The 22,369-nt window shown below is 51.9% G+C and carries 16 protein-coding genes and 1 tRNA gene; 11 read left to right on the forward strand and 6 right to left on the reverse strand.

Going from position 1 to position 22,369, the window contains the following annotated elements; all coding sequences use genetic code 11:
* Positions 1-47 precede the first annotated feature (47 nt).
* Positions 48-719, reverse strand: a complete 672-nt coding sequence (locus OOT00_RS13545; RefSeq protein ID WP_265425925.1) for a YkgJ family cysteine cluster protein — start codon at positions 717-719, stop codon at positions 48-50.
* Positions 720-884: 165 nt separating this feature from the next.
* On the opposite strand from OOT00_RS13545, the gene OOT00_RS13550 reads away from it, so the two are divergent.
* The 8 genes from OOT00_RS13550 to OOT00_RS13585 all read left to right on the forward strand — a co-directional run bounded on the left by OOT00_RS13550 (position 885) and on the right by OOT00_RS13585 (position 12,112).
* A tRNA-Val gene (locus OOT00_RS13550) sits at positions 885-960 on the forward strand.
* 115 nt (positions 961-1,075) lie between these two features.
* Positions 1,076-2,314, forward strand: a complete 1,239-nt coding sequence (locus OOT00_RS13555; RefSeq protein ID WP_265425926.1) for an exonuclease SbcCD subunit D C-terminal domain-containing protein — start codon at positions 1,076-1,078, stop codon at positions 2,312-2,314.
* A gap of 23 nt (positions 2,315-2,337) precedes the next feature.
* Positions 2,338-6,012, forward strand: a complete 3,675-nt coding sequence (locus OOT00_RS13560; RefSeq protein WP_265425927.1) for an AAA family ATPase — start codon at positions 2,338-2,340, stop codon at positions 6,010-6,012.
* Positions 6,013-6,188: 176 nt separating this feature from the next.
* Entirely contained in the window at positions 6,189-8,255 is a 2,067-nt protein-coding gene (locus OOT00_RS13565) for a HAMP domain-containing methyl-accepting chemotaxis protein (protein WP_265425928.1), read from the forward strand.
* A 366-nt stretch (positions 8,256-8,621) separates the two neighbouring features.
* Positions 8,622-9,458, forward strand: coding sequence for a phosphate ABC transporter substrate-binding protein (locus OOT00_RS13570; RefSeq protein WP_265425929.1), 837 nt, complete (start codon positions 8,622-8,624; stop codon positions 9,456-9,458).
* A gap of 175 nt (positions 9,459-9,633) precedes the next feature.
* Positions 9,634-10,515 (forward strand): PstC family ABC transporter permease, encoded by an 882-nt coding sequence (locus OOT00_RS13575; protein WP_265425930.1) that lies wholly within the window; start codon positions 9,634-9,636, stop codon positions 10,513-10,515.
* Positions 10,512-11,396 (forward strand): PstA family ABC transporter permease, encoded by an 885-nt coding sequence (locus tag OOT00_RS13580; RefSeq protein ID WP_265425931.1) that lies wholly within the window; start codon positions 10,512-10,514, stop codon positions 11,394-11,396. Before OOT00_RS13575 ends, OOT00_RS13580 begins: the two co-directional genes overlap by 4 nt.
* Positions 11,393-12,112 (forward strand): phosphate ABC transporter ATP-binding protein, encoded by a 720-nt coding sequence (locus OOT00_RS13585; protein WP_265425932.1) that lies wholly within the window; start codon positions 11,393-11,395, stop codon positions 12,110-12,112. The genes OOT00_RS13580 and OOT00_RS13585 overlap by 4 nt, the downstream gene beginning before the upstream one ends.
* Before the next feature lie 100 nt (positions 12,113-12,212).
* On the opposite strand, the gene OOT00_RS13590 is transcribed toward OOT00_RS13585, so the two are convergent.
* From OOT00_RS13590 to OOT00_RS13600, 3 genes are all read right to left on the reverse strand, one after another.
* A complete protein-coding gene (locus tag OOT00_RS13590; protein ID WP_265425933.1) occupies positions 12,213-12,833 on the reverse strand; it encodes a superoxide dismutase in 621 nt (206 codons plus the stop codon).
* A 213-nt stretch (positions 12,834-13,046) separates the two neighbouring features.
* Complete coding sequence (locus tag OOT00_RS13595) at positions 13,047-13,400, reverse strand: hypothetical protein (RefSeq protein ID WP_265425934.1); 354 nt, start codon at positions 13,398-13,400, stop codon at positions 13,047-13,049.
* A 56-nt stretch (positions 13,401-13,456) separates the two neighbouring features.
* Positions 13,457-13,720: a helix-turn-helix domain-containing protein gene (locus OOT00_RS13600; protein ID WP_265425935.1), complete on the reverse strand. Its 264-nt coding sequence runs from the start codon at positions 13,718-13,720 to the stop codon at positions 13,457-13,459.
* A gap of 582 nt (positions 13,721-14,302) precedes the next feature.
* Here OOT00_RS13600 and OOT00_RS13605 point away from each other — a divergent pair.
* Positions 14,303-15,115 (forward strand): LexA family transcriptional regulator, encoded by an 813-nt coding sequence (locus OOT00_RS13605; protein ID WP_265425936.1) that lies wholly within the window; start codon positions 14,303-14,305, stop codon positions 15,113-15,115.
* A 239-nt stretch (positions 15,116-15,354) separates the two neighbouring features.
* A complete protein-coding gene (locus OOT00_RS13610) occupies positions 15,355-15,948 on the forward strand; it encodes a methyltransferase domain-containing protein (protein ID WP_265425937.1) in 594 nt (197 codons plus the stop codon).
* A gap of 451 nt (positions 15,949-16,399) precedes the next feature.
* Here the strand turns inward: OOT00_RS13610 and OOT00_RS13615 are convergent, their stop codons facing one another.
* Positions 16,400-18,115, reverse strand: coding sequence for a SulP family inorganic anion transporter (locus OOT00_RS13615; RefSeq protein ID WP_265425938.1), 1,716 nt, complete (start codon positions 18,113-18,115; stop codon positions 16,400-16,402).
* 555 nt (positions 18,116-18,670) lie between these two features.
* On the reverse strand, positions 18,671-20,050 hold the full coding sequence (gene mgtE / locus OOT00_RS13620; RefSeq protein ID WP_265425939.1) for a magnesium transporter: 1,380 nt from the start codon (positions 20,048-20,050) through the stop codon (positions 18,671-18,673).
* Between the two features lie 1,030 nt (positions 20,051-21,080).
* On the opposite strand from mgtE, the gene OOT00_RS13625 reads away from it, so the two are divergent.
* Positions 21,081-22,364, forward strand: a complete 1,284-nt coding sequence (locus OOT00_RS13625) for an MFS transporter (RefSeq protein ID WP_265425940.1) — start codon at positions 21,081-21,083, stop codon at positions 22,362-22,364.
* The last annotated feature ends 5 nt before the right edge of the window (positions 22,365-22,369 follow it).

Below are 22,369 nucleotides of genomic sequence, written 5' to 3' on the forward strand. Positions count from 1 at the left end.
TTGCTTATACAATATTTTGTTCCTTGTTTTTCATCTGGAGAAATTGATTATTCCTCCTTTATTGGGGTGAAAAGGCTCTGTATTTCTTCCAGAAGCGGCCGGAGTTTCTGTTGCCAGGATCCGGGTATCATGAGCATGGGGATCTTTCGGTTTTCCGGCATGGGAATGGAAACACTGCCCGGAAACAGTCTTTCCATGAGAAGATCCAGTAGAGATGCGCTTCTGCCATTGGCGTCCAGGTGTTCTGTCAGCTGAAGGAAAAGGGTATGGAGAATGACAAGCCCCTCTTCCATATCCGCTGCGCCACTTGTCTCACAATTTATTTTTGAAACCATGCAGCGACAGGCCATGGGTCTGTATTCATAGACGAGACATGTTTTTTGGTCCGTGTCCATAAGGGGGCATGGCCACCATGCCGGATCGGCGGCATCTTCCTGTGGCTCTTCACCTTCCATGTAAAGAGATGCCATGGTGTTCATGGTTATGCGGGGCTGAAGCCGAAGGAGTGCTGGCTGGTTTAAAAAAGCACTTTGCAGTCTGGTACTGTTGTCGGAACTCATACCTTGTATAATGAAATCCGCTTCAAGACTGGTTATGACAACATTGCGCGTGCAGCAGGATGAGCAGCCGGGCTTGCAGGCTGTCTGATAGGGTTGAAAAGCTGCGGCCTGAAGGTGATACAGTTCTTTCAGAGACAGAAGGCGGCTAGCTGGATCCATGGTTGTTCCTTTTGCTGTGACATGGTCTTTTTTCATATGCCGGTATGGACGAAAAGTTCGTAGAGCTTTGCTGGTTTTTGATAGGAAAGTCAAGGAAGGAGATGGTTTTCATTTTCTTTTTTCTTGACCGCTGAAAAGAAAGAAGGTAAAGAGAAAAACTGTTTCAGGCGCGTAGCTCAGTTGGTAGAGCGCTACCCCGACACGGTAGAAGTCTCCGGTTCAAGTCCGGACGCGCCTACCAAAATGTATGAAAACCCGGTATGGCTAAGGCCTGCCGGGTTTTTTGCGTTGCGTCCCTATGGCGTCGATGGAAAGATATTTCCAAAAGAAACATTTTTTGTTTGAAAGGTTCCGGCATGACCTTAACTCTGCTGCACACTTCGGACTGGCATATTGGGCATAACCTCTACGGGCGTAAACGTTACGAAGAACACGAGGCGTTTTTTCAATGGCTGCTGCAATATATTGAAGAACGAACGGTGGATGTTCTTCTTGTATCCGGTGACATTTTTGATAGCAGCACACCTTCCAACCGTGCTCAGTCCCTTTATTATGATTTTTTGCACAGACTGAGCCGCTCTTCCTGTTCCCATGCGGTTATCACCGGTGGTAATCACGATTCACCAACTCTGCTGGATGCCCCGGCAGCCCTTCTTTCTTCTTTGTCCGTTCATGTTGTGGGCCGGGCACCCGAAAAACCGGAGGATAGTGTGCGGGTCCTTCGGGATGCGGCGGGTGATCCTGTCCTTGTGGTTTGTGCGGTACCTTTTCTGAGGGACAGGGATCTTCGGCGGGTCGAAGAGGGAGAATCCATGGAAGAGAAGGATATCCGTCTGGTGGAGGCAATGAAGGGGTACTATGCTGCTGCATGTGGGCATGGAGAATTCCTGCGGAAGACAATGAGTCCTTCTGTCCCCCTTGTGGGCATGGGGCATCTTTTTGTTGCCGGGGGCAGAAGTGAAAATGGTGATGGTATGAGGGAGCTGTATGTGGGCTCGCTGGCCCGTATGGGAAGCGATCTTTTTCCCCCGTATCTCGACTATCTGGCACTGGGCCATCTCCATGCCATGCAGAGGGCGGGTAAAAAAGATCATTTTCGTTACAGCGGATCCCCTCTGCCCATGAGTTTCGGGGAGGCTCGACGTTCTCAGGGTGTTCTTCTGGTTTCTTTTAATGAGAATGGGCTTGCGGGTATTGAGACAGGTGAGGTTCCACGTTTTCAGGAGCTTTTATCTTTAAAGGGAGATCTGCTTTTCCTTGAAAAACGCATGGAGACTCTGAAAAAAGAAGGAAGCCGGGCGTGGCTGGAAGTGATCTGTCAGGGAGAAGGGCTGGGAGGAGGGCTGAAGGAATATATGGACGACCTCATGTCTGGTTCCTTTCTGGATCTGTTGCGTGTGGGGTATGAAAAAAGTGAAGGTGGTTGTTTTTTGGTTTCCGATGGTGTGGAGCAGCTTTCAGATCTGGACGTAAGAGAGGTTTTTCAACGCTGTATGGATGTCGGGGAAGTCCCGGAAAAGAGACGGGCGCAGATGATGCGTCTGTTTGAGGATATTTTGTCAGAAATGGCGATCAGAGATGGTATGGCAGAGTAAGCAGCTGTTGCAAGGAGGCCTTTATGCGTATTGAGTCACTGCGGCTGAAGAATCTGAACTCCCTCAGGGGAGAATGGCAGATTGATTTCAGAAACAAGGTGTTCCTCTCGGAAGGTCTGTTTGCCATTACTGGCCCTACAGGTTCGGGAAAAACCACAATTCTGGATGCTATCTGCCTTGCTCTGTACGGTGCCACTCCCCGTCTTGGTCGTATCACCCGTGAAAATGAGATGATGAGCCGTCACACGGGAGAGTGCTTTGCGGAAGTGGTATTTGCCGTGGCGGAGGGACGCTTCCGTTGTCACTGGTATCAGCACAGAAGCCGCAAACGGGCGGATGGTCCTCTTCAGACAGCCAGACATGAAATATCAGAAGTGGATAGCGGAACAGTTCGAAGTGCAAAGCTTCAGGAGGTTCTGGCAGAGGTTGAAACCCTTACGGGTATGAATTTTGATCGTTTTTGCCGGTGTATTCTCCTCGCTCAGGGGGCTTTTGCCGCATTTCTGGAAGCAACGGAGGATGAGCGGGCCCCCATTTTGGAGCAGATCACGGGGACGGCCGTTTATTCGGATATTTCACGGGCTGTGCATGAACGATTTACCTTTGAAAAACAAAATGCTCAGGAGCTCACACAGAAACTGGCGGGAATGGACCTTCTTTCCGGCGAAGAAGAAGCAGAGCTGTCCGGGGAGCTGCAGGCCTTGGAAGAGGAGGAAAGGAGGGGCAGGCAGGGAAAAGATGCCTTGTCAGCCATTCTTGCTCATTTTCTGCAGGTGGAAAGGCTGGAGGCGGAGCTTGCTGGTATTTCTGTGTCCCTTACGGCACTTCAAAAAGAAAAAGATGCTTTCAGGGCAGAGGGTGTCCGTCTGGACAGGGCCAGGCGTGCCCTGCTCCTTGAGGGAGGCTGGGCACGCCTGGAAGTTTTGCGAAGGCAGCAGTCCTTCCAGATAAAAGAAAAGGAAGCCTGCGAAAACAAATTGCCATTTTTGGCAGACACATTGCAGATCATGACAAAAGAGGAGGCCCGTCTCGCGGATTTATGGGATGCGCTGAGAAGAAAAATGGAGCAGAACAAGCCCTTTTTCAGAGAAATACGGGATCTTGACGGGGCCATTGTCAGGCAGCGGAAAGATTGGCATGCCGCCATGGGAGAAAAAGATTCCCTTGAGAGGCGAAAAGCCGTGGTTGCTGAAAGGGAAAGGGAGCTGATCACGGTCCTTGGAGAAAAAAAGAAGCAGCTTTTTCTGCTGCAGAAATGGCAGAAGGACAAGGCCCATGAGGGTGCCATTGCCGAAATTCTTGGGGGCGTCACCCTTCTCACACGGCGTCTTCAGGATATCCAGAAGGAAGAGAAGTGTTTTGATACAAAGAAGAACGCATTGCTTGTTGAGCAGAAAGGTTTGGCAAAAGAAACGGAGAGGGTTTGTGAAGATCTTCTTGCTGTACGGAAAAAAGTCTTGGAGGCTGAAGAAAGGGTGCGGAACGGGGAGGGCCAGCTTGCTGATCTTGCCGGTGAACGTTCTCCGGATGTTCTTGAAGAAGAAAGAAGACTCCTTCGGGAAAAGGGTCTCATGCTTTCCATGAGAATGGAGAGGCTTTCGGAGTTTCATCGTCTGGAAGAAAAACGTGTCCATCATCAGGAAGCAATGAAAAAGCTGGATGAAGAGGACTGCCGGTTTCGTGCCCAGATTTATGAACTGGAAAAGCTTCTTCACGAAAGGGAAAAGGAAGCTGCCCATCTTGAAAAGATGCTGATTCTGGAGCAGAAGGTCCGGGATCTGGAAAGTGAGCGGCGGTATCTTCAGTCGGGAGAACCCTGTCCTTTGTGCGGTTCACGGAATCATCCCTATGCACATGAAGCCGTAGCATTGGGTGAGGCGGGGCAGATTCAGCAGGATTTTGATGCCGCCTGTGTGCGGAGAAAAGAGATGCAGGAAAAACTGTTTTCAGTTCGCACGTCCAGCACTATGGCCATGCGAGACCGGGAGCACCTGCAGAAGTCCCAGGAGGAAACCCTTCTGGCTCTGGTGGGTATCCGGGAGACACTGGCATGGGAACACCACGAAGCGGTAGCGGATCTGTCTGTAGAGATAATTCGCCAGAGGTTTCTGGAAGTAAGTGAAAAAGAAAAGGAACTGGAAGTTCTTTCTGCAAGAATCCGTAAAGTGCAGATGGAGCTGGAAAGCAGCCGCAGCCAGTGGAGGGATGCGGCGGAGAAGCTGAGCAGGATTAGGGAAAAGCATACGCTTGCTGAACATCGTATGGAGACCCTTCTCAGGGATCTTTCCGGGGTGAATGAGCGGCTTGGGGTCTGTATTCAGGAAAAGGAGCAGGAAGAAAAGAGTCTTCTGGACATTTTGGCTCCATTTGGTTTCGGGCAGAACGACCTGCTTTTCCCCGAGGCCCTTCTTTTTGCTCTGGAAAAGAGAAGAGACAGCTGGAAGCAAGCCCTGAAAGATGAGCAGGCACGGGTGATGGAAATTCATTCCCTTGAAGGAGATTTGCGGGAAAACGGAGCCAGAATGGCCGAACTGCAAGAGTATGCAGAGGTTCTGACGGTCAGGCTCGGGAAACTGGAATCTGATGAAAGCCGTCTGGTGCGGGAGCGTCAGATTCTTTTTGGAGACAGGGATCCGGACAGGGAAGAAAGGGCGCTTGTCAGCGAGGGAGAGCGGTTGAACCGGAGTCATCAGGAGGCCCTGAGGCGGACCGTTGAAGCTTCCGCAGCTTTGACAGAGGATAAAAGGCGTTCTTTGCGTATGGCGGAAGCTCTGAGCCGACTGGAAGAGGAGGTTGCCGGAGAAGAATCTTTGTTTCACACAGATCTTGGGCAGGCATCGTTTACAGGTGAAGCCGAATTTCTGGCGGCCCGTCTGCCAGATGGGGAAAGGCTGGTTCTGGAGCAGAGGGAAAAAAGGTTGCAGGAAGAAGAGGCAACCCTGCAATACGGTCGTAAGGAAAAAGAAAAGGCTCTGGCCGCAGTTTTGGCAGAAAAGCCTGTGAACAGAGCCAAAGAGGATGTGCAGGCGGAGCTGGAAAGGGCAGAAGCCAGGCTCCGGGAGCTGCGGCAGCGAATGGGGGCTATTCAGGAAGTTCTCCGTAAGAATGAAGGGGTAAAAGCCAGGCATCAGCAAACCCTTACCCTGCTGGAAAACCAACGGGGTTTAACCCGTGACTGGGAAGAGTTGCACGGCCTCATAGGGTCTGCAGACGGGAAAAAATTCCGGATCTTTGCTCAGGGACTTACCTTTGAGACCGTAGTGGCTTATGCCAATGAGCGATTGCAGTTCATGACAGATCGTTATCTTCTGGTGAGGGGCAGAGAAATGCCGCTCATGTTGCAGGTTCAGGATCTGTGGCAGGCCGGAGAACTGCGGAGTACGAAAAATCTGTCCGGAGGAGAAAGTTTTCTTGTGAGTCTTGCTCTGGCGCTGGGCCTTTCCCGTATGCAGAGTGGGGACAGGGCTGTTGCATCCCTGTTTCTGGATGAGGGTTTTGGCACTTTGGATGATGCCACGCTGGATGTGGCGCTGGATGCTTTGGCGGGTTTGCGCCAGGAAGGAAGGCTGATTGGCATGATTTCCCATGTGTCCCGTCTTCAGGAGCGCATACCTGCAAGGATAGAACTGGTACCGGGTCCCGGAGGCCTGAGCCGTGTGCAGGGGCCGGGTTGCAGCAGGAAGGGAGAGAGGGTCTGATCCTTTTTTCGGGCATTTTGCTGGACACAGAAAATTGTCATGATATACAGTACTGTAAATAAAGAACAGTACTGTTGTTAGTTCACCGGTGTTCCCACGGTATTTTGCTCGGGAGTCTTCATCCTTGGCCTGAAGGGCTGCTGTTGCTACCACGGCTTCTTACAAAGGAGAAAACCATGCATTTTCTGAACAACCTCAAGGTGGGCAGACGCATGGCCTTAGGTTTTGGGCTGCTGACGCTGATTATTCTGTTTCTCGGAGGTTTGGGCTATGTGGCTTCCATACGTACGGACCGTTCTGCGGATGAAATAGTTATGGTCCGGCTTCCGAGTCTGGACTCTGTCCTTGTTATGGAATATCAGCTAGAAAAGCTGATTTCTGCGCAGCGTATGCTGTTAAACCCCAGAAACTCCATGGAAGTCAGGAGGATAGCTTATACGGCCCTTGACGCGTCGCGTAAAGCCTATGAAGAGGCTTCCAAAGTGTATGAACCTTTACCCCAGACACAGGAAGAAAGCCTTGAATGGCAGGCTTTTCAGTCCATTCTTGCGGACTGGCGCAGACTGAATGATTCGTTTATTACGAGGTCACAGGAACTGGATTCAACGGGAATTCTGAATCCCGATGAGCTGATCGGATATATCCAGATGTTTCGGGCGGATCACCACTCTTTAATGGGCAGTGTTGCCAATTCTATTCTGCTGGGTGATTCTTTTCGTGGAGGAGAAGATCACAGGGAGTGTAATTTTGGTCGATGGCTGGCTTCCTTTACCACAACCAACAGAAATCTTCAGGCTACCTTGAAGGAAGTGCAGGCGCCACATAAGGTTTTTCATGAAAGCGTTGAAACAATCCGAAGGGCCATGGAAGAGGGGGACAGGGAGAAAGCCCTGGGTATATTGAACGGAGATATGCGTCCAGCGGCGGAACAGGTGTTTGATTATTTTTTTGTTTTTCTGGATGAAGCCTTTCAGGTTCAGGAAATGCAGAATGAACTGACCCGTATGCTGGTAGGGGAGATTCTTCCTTTACAGGAAAGGGCCCTTGTTCATTTGGACAGGGTAGTTCAGATCAACAGGGATATTGCCACACGTGAAGGTGCGGGTCTCATGGCTCTGTCTACCCGCAATAAAGGTCTGACGCTGATGGCCCTGTTCGCTGCTCTTATTCTGGCAGCGGTATTGGGTGTTGTGGTTACCCGCAGTATCCTTTTGCCCCTTGGGCAGAGCAGTCGTCTGTTTAGGGCCATTTCTACCGGAGATATGACGCAGACCGTGCCGTCGGATCTTCTGGTCAGAAAGGACGAGTTGGGTGATATGGGGCGGCAGATGGCGGAAATGGTGGCTTCTCTGCGGACTGTTTTTACCCGGCTGAACGGAGGGGTGGAAACGCTGGCATCCTCTTCTACGGAGCTTTCCAGCATATCTGAACAGACAGCAGAAGGTGCGCAGGAATCGAGTAAGAGGGCAGAAACGGTGGCCGCTGCGGCGGAGGAAATGACTGCCTCCGCTCAGGCCATGGCCCAAAAAATGGAAACCTCCTCCGGGAATCTGAACTCTGTGGCATCGGCCATGGAAGAAATGACGTCGACCATTGGCGAAATAGCCACCAACACGGCAAAAGCCAACACAAGTACGGAAGAATCCGTTAAAAGGATAGAAGGTTTTGCCCGAATGATGCAGGAGCTGGGTGGGGCTGCTCAGGAAATCGGCAAGGTGACGGAAACCATTAACGGTATTTCTGATCAGACCAATCTTCTGGCCTTAAATGCGACCATTGAAGCGGCCCGGGCCGGTGATGCGGGCAAGGGTTTTGCCGTGGTTGCCGGTGAAATCAAGGAACTGGCCAGTCAGACAGCGAGGGCTACGGGTGATATCCGTCAAAAAATCAATGGTATTCAAACTGCTGCTGACAAAGCGACAGCAGATATTGAAACCATTGTTCACGGCATTCAGAATGTGAACCATATCGTGGGTACCATTGCGGCAGCCATTGAAGAGCAGTCGTCTGCCATCGGTGAAGTTGCCGCTAATATAGCTTCTGCATCGGGTATGGTGGAGGAGGCCAATGGGCAGAGCAGCGAAATGAATCAGGTTTCAGGAGAAATAGCCAGAGACATGGCTTCGGTGAGTGCTGCGGCAACACAGGTGGAAAGTGCCAGCAGGCAGGTACAGGAGACCGTACGGGAGCTCTCTGCCCTTTCTGAGGAAATTCGGGAAATGATGCGTCGTTTCAAAGTATAAGAATCCGTTGACCCGGCAATGATCAACAGACGTCACGTCATTTGGTTGTTGGAGCCCTTATTTAAAAAGGCTGTTCCGTTAAGGGGCGGCCTTTTTCTATGCTTGAAGTACCAGAATGGGGGCAGTCCCCGGGCCAGCCATTGCTCAGGCTTGCCGTAGGATTACGACCTTTGGGCAGGATCATAAAAAATGGGGTCGCATTCAAGAAAAGAAAAGGGCTGGAAAAAAGGGGGCAGAAAGAACCGGTATTGTTTTTTTCTATCGGTTTTATCTTTGGCATAGAAATACACAATTTGCCCTGCTTCCTACCCCGTGGTATCCCGTGGCCTTATTCTTCGGCTGTCAATTCAAAAGTAAGGGGTTTCAATGCGTTGCATTCAAAAAATCTTTATATTGTCTTGCTTGTCTGTTTCTTTGCTTGTGGCTCCGGTGCATGCAGGAGAGAATCCTTCTTTTAGAGGCAAAAGCGGAACTCTGCAGATTGCAGGAGGAACGGCGCACATACCCGTTATGAGGGATCTTGCAAGGGTAATCATGACAGAGGCTCCTTCTGTGCGTATTGCCATTGCCGGTGGTGGCTCTGGCGTGGGTATTCAGAAGGTTGGGGAAGGCCTGGTGGATATCGGTAATTCCGGGCGCAGACCCACGGATCGGGAGATTGAAAGCTACGGACTGGTCCTTTACCGCTGGGCACTGGATGGTGTGGCTCTGGCCGTTCATCCTTCCAACCCCGTAGGTAGCGTGGATGTGGCAACCCTTTCTGCCATTTATAAAGGGGAGATCAGAAACTGGAAAGAACTGGGAGGTCCGGACAGAACCATCACCCTTTATACACGGGATGCGGCATCCGGCACCCGGGAGGTTTTCTGGACAAAAGCTCTCCAAAAAGGAGCGATTGCGGAGACTGCCCATGTGGTGGCTTCCAACGGGGCCATGAAAACGGCCATTACCCAGGATCCCGGTGCCATTGGCTATGTATCCGTAGGCCATCTGGAACCGGGAATAAAAGCCCTTGCTTTTGAAGGTGTCATGCCCGGAGTGGATACGGTGCTTTCCGGTGCCTATCCCGTTTCCCGGGGTCTTTACAGCAGTACAAAGGGAGAAGCCACCGGGCTGGCGGCAGACTTTCTGAACTATCTGTATACCCCGGAAGGGCAGGCGATTATACGGGAAAAGGGTTTTATTCCTGCCGGTCGGGACTGATTTTCGGGTTGGCGGATACTGTGTACAGCGTTCCGGCATCCTGTGTACCGGATTCCGTATAATTGAAAAAACCCGGAAAGCCGGTCAGCTTTTCCGGGTACAATTTTTAAAAGGGGCAGGTTCTCAGAATGGTTTCCTCTTTGAGAGCTCCTGTCCGGGGAGCAGGCTTTAGGCCATGGGACAGTATTGTTTTCCCCCAAAGGATAAAAGGGAAACCCTTTTTCAGTATTTCTGCGGTTTTTCCGCATATTTTACCTATTGTCTTGTGCTGCTGCTTTTTGGCTTTTTTCTTTTTTTTGCTTATCCTCTTCTGAAAAGCGGAGGATATTTTCTTTTACTGGTAACACCCTGGCAGCCTTTGGCCGGTAATTATGGCATTGGCCCCATGATTGCAGGAACGGCTGTTATCAGCCTGCTGGCGGTGTGTCTTGCCTTTCCCGTATCCTTGGGAGCGGCCGCTTTCTGCGAAGCAGGTCTTGCTCCTAGGAATCTTGTACGTTGGGTGCGGCCAGTTTTTCAGCTTATGACGGGCATCCCCACGGTGGTCTATGGCTTTCTGGCGGTTTTTCTTCTGGTTCCCTTTCTTCGCAAGGCCATCGGAGGTTCTGGTTTTTCTGTCCTTGCCGCATCCCTTATGCTGGCCCTTCTCATTGCACCGACCATGATCCTTTTTTTCTCCGATGCTTTCCGTGCTGTTCCCGGAGAGCACCTGCGAGTCATGACAGCCATGGGAGCCCATCCGGAAGAAAAGCTGGTTTTTCTGCTTCTGCCCCAGGCCAGAAGCGGTATTGTGGCGGGATTGCTTCTTGCCGCAGGCCGGGCTGTGGGAGATACCCTCATAGCCCTGATGCTGGCGGGTAACAGTCTGGCTTTTCCTTCCTCCCTTACGGAACCGGCCCGTACCCTGACAGGCCATATTGCCCTTGTGATGGCTTCGGATACCCAAAGCCCTGAGTTCCGGTCCATTTTTGCCTGCGGGCTAACGCTGTACCTGATAACCACCCTGTTGATTTTTTTCTGCAGAAGGGTCGTGGTTTCTGAAAGGGGAAAAGGATGAAGGCGCCCCTGCGTATAGCCATAAAAAGCGCTGCCTTTGCTGCGGCTTTGGGGCTTTGTTGTCTTGTTCTTTTTCTGCTGGCAGCCCTTTTTGTGAAAGCATGGCCTGTGCTGGATCTGCGCCTTTTGTTCGGGGATACTCCGCCGCTGCAAGCGATCAGGGGGGTAAGGCCCGTATTTGACGGGCTCTTCCCCGCCATTTGCGGAACCCTTCTTCTGGTGATTTGTGCTGTGGTTCTGGCCCTTCCCATGGGGATGGGAGCGGGCATTCATCTGGCTTTGGCTGCCAGCCCAGGTACCTGCCGCCGGATCGGCTTCTGCGTGGATATCCTTGCGGGTATGCCTTCCATTCTCATCGGTCTTCTGGGTTTTTCCCTTATTCTCTTTCTGTATCGTTACTTTCCGTTCATCACTCCGGGACTGCTGCCGGCAGCGGCATCTCTGGCCTGCCTTATTCTTCCCTATATCATCAGGGGAACCTGGCAGGCCATTCAGACTCTGCCACCGGAGCTGTTGCGGACCTCCCTCTCTCTGGGAGCCAGCCCTGTGCAGGCGCTGCGTCATGTCCTGCTTCCAGCTGCAAAACCCGGGCTTACGGGTTGCCTCCTTCTTTCTGTAGGGCGTGCCGCCGAGGATACGGCCGTTATTCTTCTTACGGGTACCGTTGCTGCCTATGGTCTGCCATCGGGATTCTGGGATCCCTTCGAAGCCCTGCCATTTTTTATCTATACCACCGCAGCGGAATACGGCTCCCAGAGGGAGCTGGCCATGGGCTTTGCCGCATCGTTGATTCTGGTGGGGCTTTGTGGCGGACTCTTCAGCCTTGCCGCATTGATCCGCAGGACCGTACAGATGAAAATTTTTACGGGAAACATGTCATGATGAAACCGAATATCAAAATCCGTATCCGCGATCTCCGTGTGGCCTATGGCAAAAGCCCTGTTTTTGCTAATGTTTCTCTGGATATAGCAGAAGGGGCCATTACGGCCATAACAGGGCCGTCCGGAGTGGGTAAATCTACTTTTCTTTTCAGCCTCAATCGTCTTTTGGAGACGGAAAATCAGGTGAATATTTCCGGCAGTATCCTGCTGGCTACGGAAAGGGGCTGGCAGGATATTCATGCCGGATCCATGGATGTGTATGAACTGAGACGGAAAGTATCTGTGGTGTTTCAAAATCCCAATCCTCTGCCCATGGGTATTTTTGCCAATGTGGCTCTGCCCCTCAGGCTGAAGGGTATCCGGAGAAAGGCGGAGCTGGAGGAAAAGGTGATCAGAGCACTGAAGCAGGCCCATCTCTGGGAGGAGGTGGGGCACCGGCTTACTGCGGATGCCCGTACCCTTTCGGGAGGTCAGCAGCAGCGGCTGTGCATAGCCCGAAGCCTTGTCATGCAGCCGGAAGTCCTGTTACTGGATGAACCAACATCCTCTCTGGATGCGTCGGCAGAGGCTGCCATTGAAAGCCTGCTTCTGGATCTGAAAAAGACCTGTACGCTGGTACTGGTTTCTCATTCAAGAAGGCAGGTGAAAAACCTTGCGGATCTGGAGTTCGCCATGACCTGCCGTGACAAGAACAGGCCTGCCATTTCAGCTTTTTGAAATAACAGACCTGTTTTTTTGTTTCTCCGTGCGCCGGGGCTTTTTTTGCGGTTAATATCCGGAAGCTTCCTCTGTGCAGCCGGACCTCTATGTTGGACAATTACAGAATTATTCCCTCAAGGCCGGCTTCATACCGGTCATTCACAGCAGTCCAGTTGATGATTTTGAAGAAGGCTTTGATGTAATCGGGCCGTCTGTTCTGGTATTTCAGGTAGTAGGCGTGTTCCCAGACATCCAGGCCCAGCAAGGGTATTTTCCCATGCATGATGGGGCTGTCCTGATTGGGCAGGGGCAGCAGAACCGGTTTTCTTTTTTCATCCAGAACCAGCCACATCCATCCGGACCCGAAGAGTCCTGCCGCACCCTCTGTAAATTCTTTTTCAAAGTTACCGTAGCTTCCGAAGGTGTCAACAAGGGATGTCAGTATTTTCCCGTCTGGTTTTTCTCCTGTTTTCAGTGTCTGCCAGAAGAGAGTGTGGTTGGCATGCCCCCCTCCGTGGTTGCGTACGGCCGTTTTTATGGTTTCCGGTAGGAGCTCCATTTTTCCGAGTAGCTCATGCAGGGTTTTTTCCTGCAGGTCCTTGTGGTTTTCCAGTGCGGCATTCAGTTTGTCCACATAGGTCTGATGATGTTTTGTGTGGTGAATTTTCATGGTTTCTGCATCAATATAGGGTTCCAGCGCATTGTATGCGTAGGGTATTTCGGGAAGTATGTGCAGCATTCTGTACCTCCTTGTTTGCATGGTTCATGCATCAGAATTTCTTATGCTGCAACAAAGAGTGTGTCTTTTTTTTGGTTTGTCAAAAAGTTTTTTAAGAAAAAAACACTCCCTGATTTGAATTTTATCGGGATTGGGCTGGTATGGGAACAATGGGCTTTTACAGAAAAGGGAAGGGTCCCATCTCAGAACAGGTTGAAACTCATGCCACTGTCGTCATTTTTTCCAATGCCACAGGTGAAGGGGTATGGTAGGATTGTATGTGTCGGCCATTTTAAAGTGGTGAATCATTTGCCATCGCTGACCCAGTGTCAGGTCGGATAGATCTATTGTGGACCATGAGGATGTAATTTCACGTATAAGAGGCATCCAGGCGTCTCTGTTGGCTTCAAAGGGAAGTCCTGTACAGGCCATGGCGTGGCGCAGGGCTTTATCCTGTATTTCGTAGAGGCTTTTTGCCATGGCAGCGTTTATGGCTTTTTCAGTCCTCCAGGCTGACGTGCCGGGAGCCGTGCACAGAGGATCGAGTATTCTCAAAAATTTTTGATAAAAAGAGCTGTCCTGCTGCATTCCGGCCTCCCTTTTTTTCTGCTCCGCTTTATCGGGTTTGTTTCGGATGGTGCCATTTACTTCCAGAAGGTACGTTTCAGACGATTTTCAATGAGTTCGCGCAGTCGTGCACTTTTATATCTGCCATCGATCACGTTCCATATGCTGCTTCGGGAAACCCCCCATTCCCTGGCCCATTGGGCAACATTTTCTCCCAGCACTCCGATCATTCCCCGGATTTCCCGGGCAATCCTGAATCGTTCCTGTTCATCGGGCGAGGCATTTTCAGGCATGCAGAGGGTGTAATGCACCACTTTTTCGGATTTTGCTGTGTGTCTCATTGCATGATTCCTTTGTGGGGGTTGACGGCTTACTTCGTCCTGCAGAGATGGTGGAACAGAACCGCAGGTTCGGGCTGTGTCTGGCCGGTACCGTGCCGGCGGGAGGCCGGGAAGAAAAGAGTCGGCTGCATGGGTCTGGCCGGGTCCGTTTGTCTGTGGTAGAATGACTGATCAGGATCAGAAAAAAATGACGGCATTTCTGTTGGCGCTTTGATTCGGGGATATGGGCAGCCGGGGCTGTGGCCGTTGAACTGTTTTCAGATCTGTGTGCCAGTGCTATTTCTCTGAGTCCGGATGACCTTTCCGGGTGAGTTGCCCTCCTCAACCTGCCAGTGAGTTCCTGTAGAGACCGGTATGGCTTTTCGGTTGTCACTGGACGCTCCATTCCCTTTATGATGACTGTCATCCGTAACAGATTAGAGTTGTCTCAATTCGTTCAAAGCTGTAATGATTACCGAGACATGTTTTGTTCTTCGGGAAAAAATCGTAAGCTAAATATTGTCGCCATGTCAATAAAAAACTGGTTTTTTCGCAGTTTTTAACTCCTTGCCAGGTGTTTTTAAGGATTGGAATCGCTCACCTATGTTGCCGATTACCTCAAAAGATAACAATTCTCAAAAAGAATCACTGAAAAACCAGGCTGATGCCGGTCTTTTTGAGAAGCGTTTGAATAGGCTGAAAAGTGTTTTAAAAGTTAAAAGCGAATCTGAATTAGCTAAAATCTTAAATATCAGGCCGCAGTCCATAGCTGCAGCCAGAAAGCGCGGCCAGTTTCCCACTGGCTGGATTTTTCAGGTGGCAGAGCTTGCAGGCGTTTCTTCGGATTGGCTTTTTTTTGGAACCGGTCCGGTCCGTCGAACGGTAACGCCGTGGTCAGAAGGGCCAGAAGAAGCAGTGGGGCAGAACGGTGCATTGAGTGAACTGGACGTAATGAAGGACAACAAAAGCAGTGAATCAGCCGAGGCGGAGTCGGAGTCAGGTCATTACGGATGGGTTCCCATGGTGGAAGCCCGGTTTGGGCCGGATGGAGAGTCCCTGGAAGTGGCGGAAAGCCGACGGAGCCTGTATGCGTTCCGAAAGGGGTTTCTCCGGCGTGTGGCTTCCAGTCCTGGAAAATTGGTTATGATGCGTATTAGCGGAGATTCCATGGAGCCGCATATCCAGGATGGTGGCATTGTCATGATTGATCTGGGCCGATGCAGCCCCAGGGATGGCTGTATTTTTGCCATGAATTTTGACGATGTTATTGTGATTCGGGAGCTGGAGCTCCTTCCCGGAGGTATGTGCCGGGTTATCAGCCGCAAGCGATCCCGCTACGAGTCTTGTACGGTATCGTTAAAAGATATCTGTATTGTGGGTCAGGTTATTTGGAGTGATCGTATCTTCCCACGGTAAGTTACGCGTTTTCATGAGAAAGCAGCATGTGTGATGGAAAGCCTTCGGAATGAAAGTGTTTGGCAAAAATAAGCTTGGCAGAAAGCTCAATGGGTAGTATGTTTAGCTTGTTGGCTAAATGATAAGCTGTTATCCTGCTGACGGAAAAAACGGCGGATTTGGAAGAAAAGAAGGCGTTTTCAGGGGGCAGGGGAATGGTTTCTGCATGATGACAGCGTGTGAGGTTGGGGAGAGAAGTTATGATTTCGGATAAAGGGGCAGGACCTATGATCCGGCACCGTTATGGAGCTGTGGCATCGGCTGAGAACAGGGGCTGCTGCAGTGACGGTGGGCTGGCGTCCATTGATGCTTCCCGTCTTGGTTACAGTGCGGAAGAAGCGGCATCGGTTCCCGGGGGATCCAATCTGGGGCTTGGGTGCGGTAATCCCGTGGCCCTTGCCTCAATCAAGCCAGGTGAAGTGGTGCTGGATCTGGGGAGTGGAGCTGGGTTTGATGCTTTTCTTGCTGCAGAGAGGGTGGGTGAGACCGGTTTGGTTATCGGAGTGGACATGACGCCGGAGATGGTGGATAAAGCCCGCGCTAATGCAGAGAAAGCGGGGAAGTCTCAGCTGTCTTTCCGCTTGGGGGAAATTGAGTATTTGCCCGTGGCGGATGCTTCGGTGGATGTGATTATCTCCAATTGTGTACTGAATCTTTCTGCGAGAAAGGATCGGGTTCTGGAGGAGTCTTTCCGTGTTCTGCGGCAGGGAGGGAGGCTGGCCATTTCCGATGTGGTACAGATGAAACCCTTTAGCAGTATCTTGCTGGATCATCCTGACGCTCTCTGTGCCTGAGTTACGGGCGCCATAGCGCCCGAGCTTCTGGAGAAGCTCCTTGAAAAAGCCGGATTTACCGGTATTCAGATTGAGGTTCATGAGGAAAGTCGGGAATTTATCCGGGAATGGGTGTCGGGAATGGATGCGGGAGCCTATGTGAGAAGTGCCCGCATTCAGGCCAGAAAGCCCTGAATACACCTCAGCGTCTGGTAAAATCGGAAGGAAGGGCTTGAGGAAAGTCTGGGCGGTCCCTTTTATGTCTCTGGTGGTCTCAGAGATTTTTCTCTGGGGTTGGCAGATAAAGCAGGCCTTGCCTGACTTCTGCAAGCGGTATGAGACGGTTTGGGACAGGTTTGTTTTTTGGGTGAGCAGGATTCAATTGCGATCCTGCCCTATGGAAAAGACTGGACAGGTTCGTTTGCCTGTCCAGTCTTTTTTTTGTCTGGGCGTTGCAGGGCTTGCCACCAGGCTACCCGTATAAGCCTTCTGTTTCGCCATGTGCCCGGGTGTGAGCCATTTTGTCTGTCTGTATCATGGCCTGCGCAGCAGCAAGAGCTTGGGAGAAGGAGGGAAAGAAGTGCTCTTCATCGATTTTCGGGCAGATCTGCATCTGCTGCATGGTTTTATGGACTTTTGGATGAAGCCCGCAGATAAAAACGCATGTTTTTTGTGCCTGCAGCCGGTCAATGGCAATTTCCAGCCCGTGAGCGGCTGTGGCATCGATGCTTTCCACTCTGCGCATCCGTAAAATAAGAATGGCCGGTGGTTTGTTCAGGAACTGAAAGGTGTCGAGAAACCGGTTTACCACCCCAAAGAAAAAAGGGCCTTCGATTTCATAAACCTGAATGGCTTCACCCGGGATGGGGAGTGTTTCGTCACCGGAAGGGGTGTGGGGATGCAGGTCAAAGTGGGCTAATGCCGCCATGCGTCTCATGAAGAGCAGGGCGGCAAGAACCACACCAACCTGAACGGCAAGGGTGAGTCCTGCAAAAACAGTGAGAATGAACGTTACCAGCATGACAAAGATATCTTCGGCCGGAGAGTGGAGGAGGGTGATGAACTTGTGGATTTCTCCCATATCCCAGGCAACGATGATCAGAACACCGGCAAGGCAGGCCATGGGAATGCGGGAAGCCAGTGGTGCGAGGCATAGGATGGAGAGGGCAAGGGTGATGGCGTGAAAAATCCCTGCCATGGGCGAATGGGCACCGGCACGTATGCTGGTTGCTGTCCTTGCGATGGCGCCTGTGGCAGGAAGACCGCCAAAGCAGGCGGAAGCCATATTGGCCAAGCCCTGTGCCGTCAGCTCCGTGTCAGGGTTGTGTCGTTTTCCCGTCATTCCATCCGCTACGCTGGCACTGAGAAGAGATTCGATCCCACCCAGAAAGGCAATGGTGAGGGCGCTGGGAATCATGACCGGTATGAGGCCCCAGATATTTTCAGGAATGCGAAAAGAGGGGAGGTTTGCCGGTATGCCACCGAAACGGGATCCTATGGTGGCAACTTCCACATCCAGCATGCAGACCAGTATGCTGGCGGAAAGGATACCCACAATATGGGCGGGAATTTTTGGTATTGTCCGGCGCACCATGACCATGACCAGAATGGTGAAAAGAGTGAGGCCCAGGGTTGCGGGGTCCGCTTCGCCCATGTGGGAGACAGCATGATTCATGTGATCCAGGAAGGAAGATCCTTCCGGCTTGGCAGCGATGCCGAGCCCTTCCCGTAGCTGGGTGGAAAAAATAAAGAGGGCGATACCAGAGGTAAAGCCTGTGGTGACGGGATAGGGAATGTATTTGAGCATTTGACCAAGACCGAAAAGTCCCATCAGAAAAAGAAACATACCGGCCATAAAGGTGGCAACGCAGAGTCCTTCATATCCGAATTGGGCCATGATGGAGGCAATAATGGCAACAAAGGCCCCGGTTGGCCCACCAATCTGAAAGCGGCTTCCCCCCAGAAAAGAGATGATGAATCCTGCCACAATGGCGGTAAAAATCCCCTGCCCCGGTGTGCATCCCGATGCAATGGCAAAGGCAATGGCCAGGGGGAGAGCTACAATCCCCACCGTGATACCGGCACCCAGATCCTGCATAAAATGACTGCGGAAGTAGTGTCTGGAAAAGACCATGCGGATTTCCGGCTGACAGGACGAGGTTATACGGTGAAAAACGGCAAAGTGCATGAGAGAAGCCTCCATGGATGTCGGTATAAACAGACACGCAGGCTCAGGTCGGGCATGGGGGTCAGGCCGAGTCTGTGGTGTGCAGTGGAATTTGTGGGTTCGGTTTGTCGGTAACCGTCAAAACGACAAAAAGGCCTTGGTTCGGACGGTGAGTAACTTATGACAAAAAGATTTTGTGGAAAACGGGAGGAGGAAGATCAAGGTGAAGCATGGCCGATTCTTTCATTGGGGAAGGATAGAGAGTCTCACCATCAAAGCTTTTTTTCTATACCCGGCAAGAAGGAAAGGCAATGTTTTTGTAGCGGCAAGGTCCATGGAGTCTGCAAGTCTGTTTGTCGTCCGTTGCTTCGGTTCGCTGGTTTTGAATAGAGAAGGCGGTCACGGGAGGCAGAGGGAAGTATGGGCTGTTTTGCCCCGCCCGCTGCAGGGGTAAGCTGCGGCAGGCGGGGGCAGGTCATTTCTGTTTGAATGACAGAATACGGGCTGGATGTGGGTGCATCGTTCTGCCGCTCTCAGGTGGAGGAACCCTTGTCCCCTTGAGTGTGCCACCCTTGCTCATGCCGCTCCCGCAGCGCTTATAATATCTTTCAGATACCAGGTTGCAATGCTGAAATAGATCAGAACACCGCCAATATCCGCAATGGATGTGATGAGGGGTGCACTGGCCGTTGCGGGATCCAGCCGAAAGCGGGTGAGGAGGAAGGGAAGACTCATGCCCACAAGGCTGCCGAAAAGAACGGTGAGTACCATGGTCATGGCCACCACCACAGCCACATCCGGACCTCCCCGGAAAATACCGATCATGGATACGGCGAGTCCCATACACAGGCCTATTCCAATGGCTACGCCGATCTCTTTTTTCAGCAGCTTTAGCCAGTCTCCAAGTTTGACATCCCCCACAGCCAGAGCCCTTACCATCAGGGTGGCAGATTGAGATCCTGCATTGCCGCCGCTGTCTATGAGCAGGGGAAGAAAGAAAACAAGGGCGACAACCGCCGCAATGGTGTCTTCAAAGGCCGCTATCCCCGCACCGGAGAAGATGTTCATGAAAACCAGCACCAGAAGCCAGGGAAGGCGTTTTCTGAGTATGGAAAAAAAACCGGCATCCCGGATATTCAGGTTAAGATCAGGGATTTTGTGGCTTATGGCCCCAAAGCGGTGAAAATCTTCCGTGGCTTCTTCCTGCAGCACATCGGCCACGTCATCGTGGGTAATGATGCCCACCAGTACCTCGTTGCCATTGGTCACGGGAATGGCGAGAAGATCATATTTAAGAATCTTTCTGGCAACCTCTTCCTGATCCTCTTCCACCTTGGCCCGGACCGGATCCATATGCATGATGTCCTGAATTTTTGTTTCCGGACGGGCAAGAATGAGCTCCCTCAGGGAGACGGAACCGATGAGGCTGCGGTTTCTGTTAATGACATAGGCATAATAGATGGTTTCCTTATCCGGTGCTTCCAGTCGCAGCTTTTCCAGGGCTTCCCTTACGGTGATATCGGCAGGCAGGGCTGCATAATCCGATGTCATGATGGCACCTGCCGTGCCTTCGGCATAGGATTCCAGTTTAAGGATGTCCTGCCTTTCCGCTTTGGCCAGCATGTGCAGCAGTCGGTCTTTCCGGATGTCGGGAATGTTGCGGATGAGATCCACCCGGTCATCGGCATACATGGCTTGGATGATCGCGCTCAGCACCTCATCGGACAGTACAATGGTTGCTTTGGATTGCAGCTCTGGTGTCATGTGGGACAGAATTTTTGAAGCCGTTCCCGGGTCCAGCCGGGTCATGATAAGACAGATGTCCTGAGTCAGGGCGTCTTCGAGGGCCGCCGCTAGGTCGGCAGGGTGCTGTCTGGCGCAGAACTGGACGAGTTCCCTGTTATTGTTGCTGCTGATGAAGGTCTGAAGGGTGGGATAGATGGAATGCTTTTTCATGGTTCACCTCAAAAAACACGCCGCACATGGGAAAGGGGCGGCGGAGGGAACCGTGAGAGGCTAGGAGCCTGTCAGGAGAACTGCCGTCCTTTCAGCACGCAGACGCATTGCTGTGGCCAGAGGCCTGTTGGGAAAGCGGAATGCTGGTAAGCAACTACTGCCTTCGTCCATTGCTGTTACGGGTCTCCATTTTCAGGTTGATGGCTGGCAGGGTACAAAAAAACCCCTGTAAAAAACCGACTGTCCATAGCACAGGGATGTTTTTCAGGTCAAGATTTTTTTCTCTTTTCTTGTGGATGGCCCGGAGATGGGGAAGGGTTTACCCTGAATCCACCAGATATGACGACTCCTGCCAGCAGTTCCATCAAAGACTGAAATACGATAACCACCATAGCAAGCTCAAGTTCCGATGGAAGTGCGAAGGCATTGGGGAGAACGACAAAGGAGTTTTGTGTGGTAAAGGGGAAGGCCAGCATCCGGCGCCGATCCGCTGGCAGATTGGATAACGGATGGATATGTTTTAAGACCTGCCTTTTCAAACTCCCGCCATTTTTCCGGACCTTTATTTGTGACAATATCACCTTTATTTTATAGATGTTACAATAAAATACGCCTCTGAACGGGAATGCCCCTTGGCTTGCTTCACGAGAGTATCGATGTCTGGGATATGTCCTGCAGAACCGGGGAGGAAAGCCATTTCATCCCAGCCTGTGGAGGGGAGAGAGTGATCCGGTTGATGTTTTGTTTTTTATCGGATACGAATAAGGTATTATATGTTACTATGGTTACATTATTAAGGTTACAGATCTTTTAATTATGAAGGCTGAACAGCGGATGCCGGGGATGATCTTTCATAACAGGAGGTACTCATGGAACTGGCCATAGTCGCCTGTGATTTTGGATACGGCTGTCGGGCGGATACGGGTCATTGAGAGGATCTCTGCGGGTGTCAAAACGCGGATTTTGTTTATTGCATTAACTCAGCGTTTTATTTGGCTTGGACTGCAGGTGATAGGTTTAGGGTGTAAAAATGAACAAACCAGACGAATCCATGGATGCACCATCGGCAGAAGACGACAGGGGAGGCATGACAGCCAGGAGATCTTCACACTGGTTTAACCGGACCGTGGCCGGAGCGGGCATCACCAGTGCGCTGGGTGATTTCTGCTACGAAACCACCACAGTGGTTCTCCCCGGTTTTCTTGCCGTGCTTGGCGTTCCTGCAGCGGTACTGGGTATTATCGAAGGTATCGCTGATGCGGTGGCGAGCTTCACAAAGATGGTTTCCGGCTATATCGCTGACAAGCTGGGGCACCGGAAACTGCTGGTGCTGGTCGGTTACGGCTTGACTCCCGTCGGGCAGGTGCTGATCGCTCTGGCGGCAGGCTGGCCACTGATCCTGCTGGGGCGGCTGGTATCGTGGTTTGGCAAGGGGCTGCGGGGCCCTTTGCGTGATGCCATCGTGACACAGTCGGTCACTCCGGAAACACGAGGGCGGGCCTTTGGTTTTCACCGGGCGACGGACACCATTGGCGCGGTGGCAGGCCCTCTGCTGGGGGTTGCACTGCTCGGCCTGGCCCAGGGCTGGCATTGGAACGGTGCTGACGGCCCTTTTCGTCTTGTGCTGTGGATATCGATGATCCCAGGTCTTATGGCGGTGCTGGCCTTTCTGATATTGGTGAAAGACCCCCAGCATGCTCCCAATCCAGGCTTGAAATTTTTCAGCACGCTGCAGGGATTGCCGCTACTGTTTAAACGCTACCTGGCTTCGGTGGGGGTGTTCGGCTTAGGCGATTTTTCCCATAGCCTGCTGATTCTGGCCGCAACGACATTGCTGGCTCCCTCTTTCGGTATCGTGAAGGCCAGTCAGGTGGCCGGACTTCTGTACGTGTGGCGCAATGTCGTGCAGGTCGCCGTGTCCTGTCCGGTGGGGTTTGTGGCTGACCGCATCGGTCATTTGCCTGTGCTGATCACCGGCTATGTCCTGGGAACGCTGACGGCGGTTCTGACAGCCCTGGCATGCTGGGCCGGTACCGACAGCCTTCCCTTGCTGGTGGGGATCTTTTTTATGGCCGGACTGTATATGGCTGTGCAGGAAACGCTGGAATCGACGGTAACGGCGGAAATGGTTCAGCCTGAGACCCTGGCGATGAGCTATGGCGCTCTGGGGACTGTCAATGGAACGGCAAAATTCATTTCCAGTTCCCTGGTGGGTGTGTTGTGGACGGTTTTTTCACCCATGCTCGGGTTTGGCATTGCCGCGTTTTTTATGTTCTCCGGAACAGTGGCTTTGATCCGGATTTCCCCCCGATGATCCGA

The organism is Desulfobotulus pelophilus, from assembly GCF_026155325.1.
Lineage (GTDB): Bacteria > Desulfobacterota > Desulfobacteria > Desulfobacterales > ASO4-4 > Desulfobotulus > Desulfobotulus pelophilus.

Bases quoted from the DNA above. Each gene is read 5' to 3' on its own strand.
- OOT00_RS13595 (WP_265425934.1), bottom strand. From the start codon at position 13,400: ATGCAGCAGGACAGCTCTTTTTATCAAAAATTTTTGAGAATACTCGAT.
- OOT00_RS13545 (WP_265425925.1), bottom strand. From the start codon at position 719: ATGGATCCAGCTAGCCGCCTTCTGTCTCTGAAAGAACTGTATCACCTT.
- OOT00_RS13555 (WP_265425926.1), top strand. From the start codon at position 1,076: ATGACCTTAACTCTGCTGCACACTTCGGACTGGCATATTGGGCATAAC.
- OOT00_RS13585 (WP_265425932.1), top strand. From the start codon at position 11,393: ATGATGAAACCGAATATCAAAATCCGTATCCGCGATCTCCGTGTGGCC.
- mgtE (WP_265425939.1), bottom strand. From the start codon at position 20,050: ATGAAAAAGCATTCCATCTATCCCACCCTTCAGACCTTCATCAGCAGC.
- OOT00_RS13625 (WP_265425940.1), top strand. From the start codon at position 21,081: ATGAACAAACCAGACGAATCCATGGATGCACCATCGGCAGAAGACGAC.
- OOT00_RS13605 (WP_265425936.1), top strand. From the start codon at position 14,303: ATGTTGCCGATTACCTCAAAAGATAACAATTCTCAAAAAGAATCACTG.
- OOT00_RS13560 (WP_265425927.1), top strand. From the start codon at position 2,338: ATGCGTATTGAGTCACTGCGGCTGAAGAATCTGAACTCCCTCAGGGGA.
- OOT00_RS13565 (WP_265425928.1), top strand. From the start codon at position 6,189: ATGCATTTTCTGAACAACCTCAAGGTGGGCAGACGCATGGCCTTAGGT.
- OOT00_RS13575 (WP_265425930.1), top strand. From the start codon at position 9,634: ATGGGACAGTATTGTTTTCCCCCAAAGGATAAAAGGGAAACCCTTTTT.
- OOT00_RS13590 (WP_265425933.1), bottom strand. From the start codon at position 12,833: ATGCTGCACATACTTCCCGAAATACCCTACGCATACAATGCGCTGGAA.
- OOT00_RS13615 (WP_265425938.1), bottom strand. From the start codon at position 18,115: ATGCACTTTGCCGTTTTTCACCGTATAACCTCGTCCTGTCAGCCGGAA.
- OOT00_RS13570 (WP_265425929.1), top strand. From the start codon at position 8,622: ATGCGTTGCATTCAAAAAATCTTTATATTGTCTTGCTTGTCTGTTTCT.
- OOT00_RS13580 (WP_265425931.1), top strand. From the start codon at position 10,512: ATGAAGGCGCCCCTGCGTATAGCCATAAAAAGCGCTGCCTTTGCTGCG.
- OOT00_RS13600 (WP_265425935.1), bottom strand. From the start codon at position 13,720: ATGAGACACACAGCAAAATCCGAAAAAGTGGTGCATTACACCCTCTGC.
- OOT00_RS13610 (WP_265425937.1), top strand. From the start codon at position 15,355: ATGATTTCGGATAAAGGGGCAGGACCTATGATCCGGCACCGTTATGGA.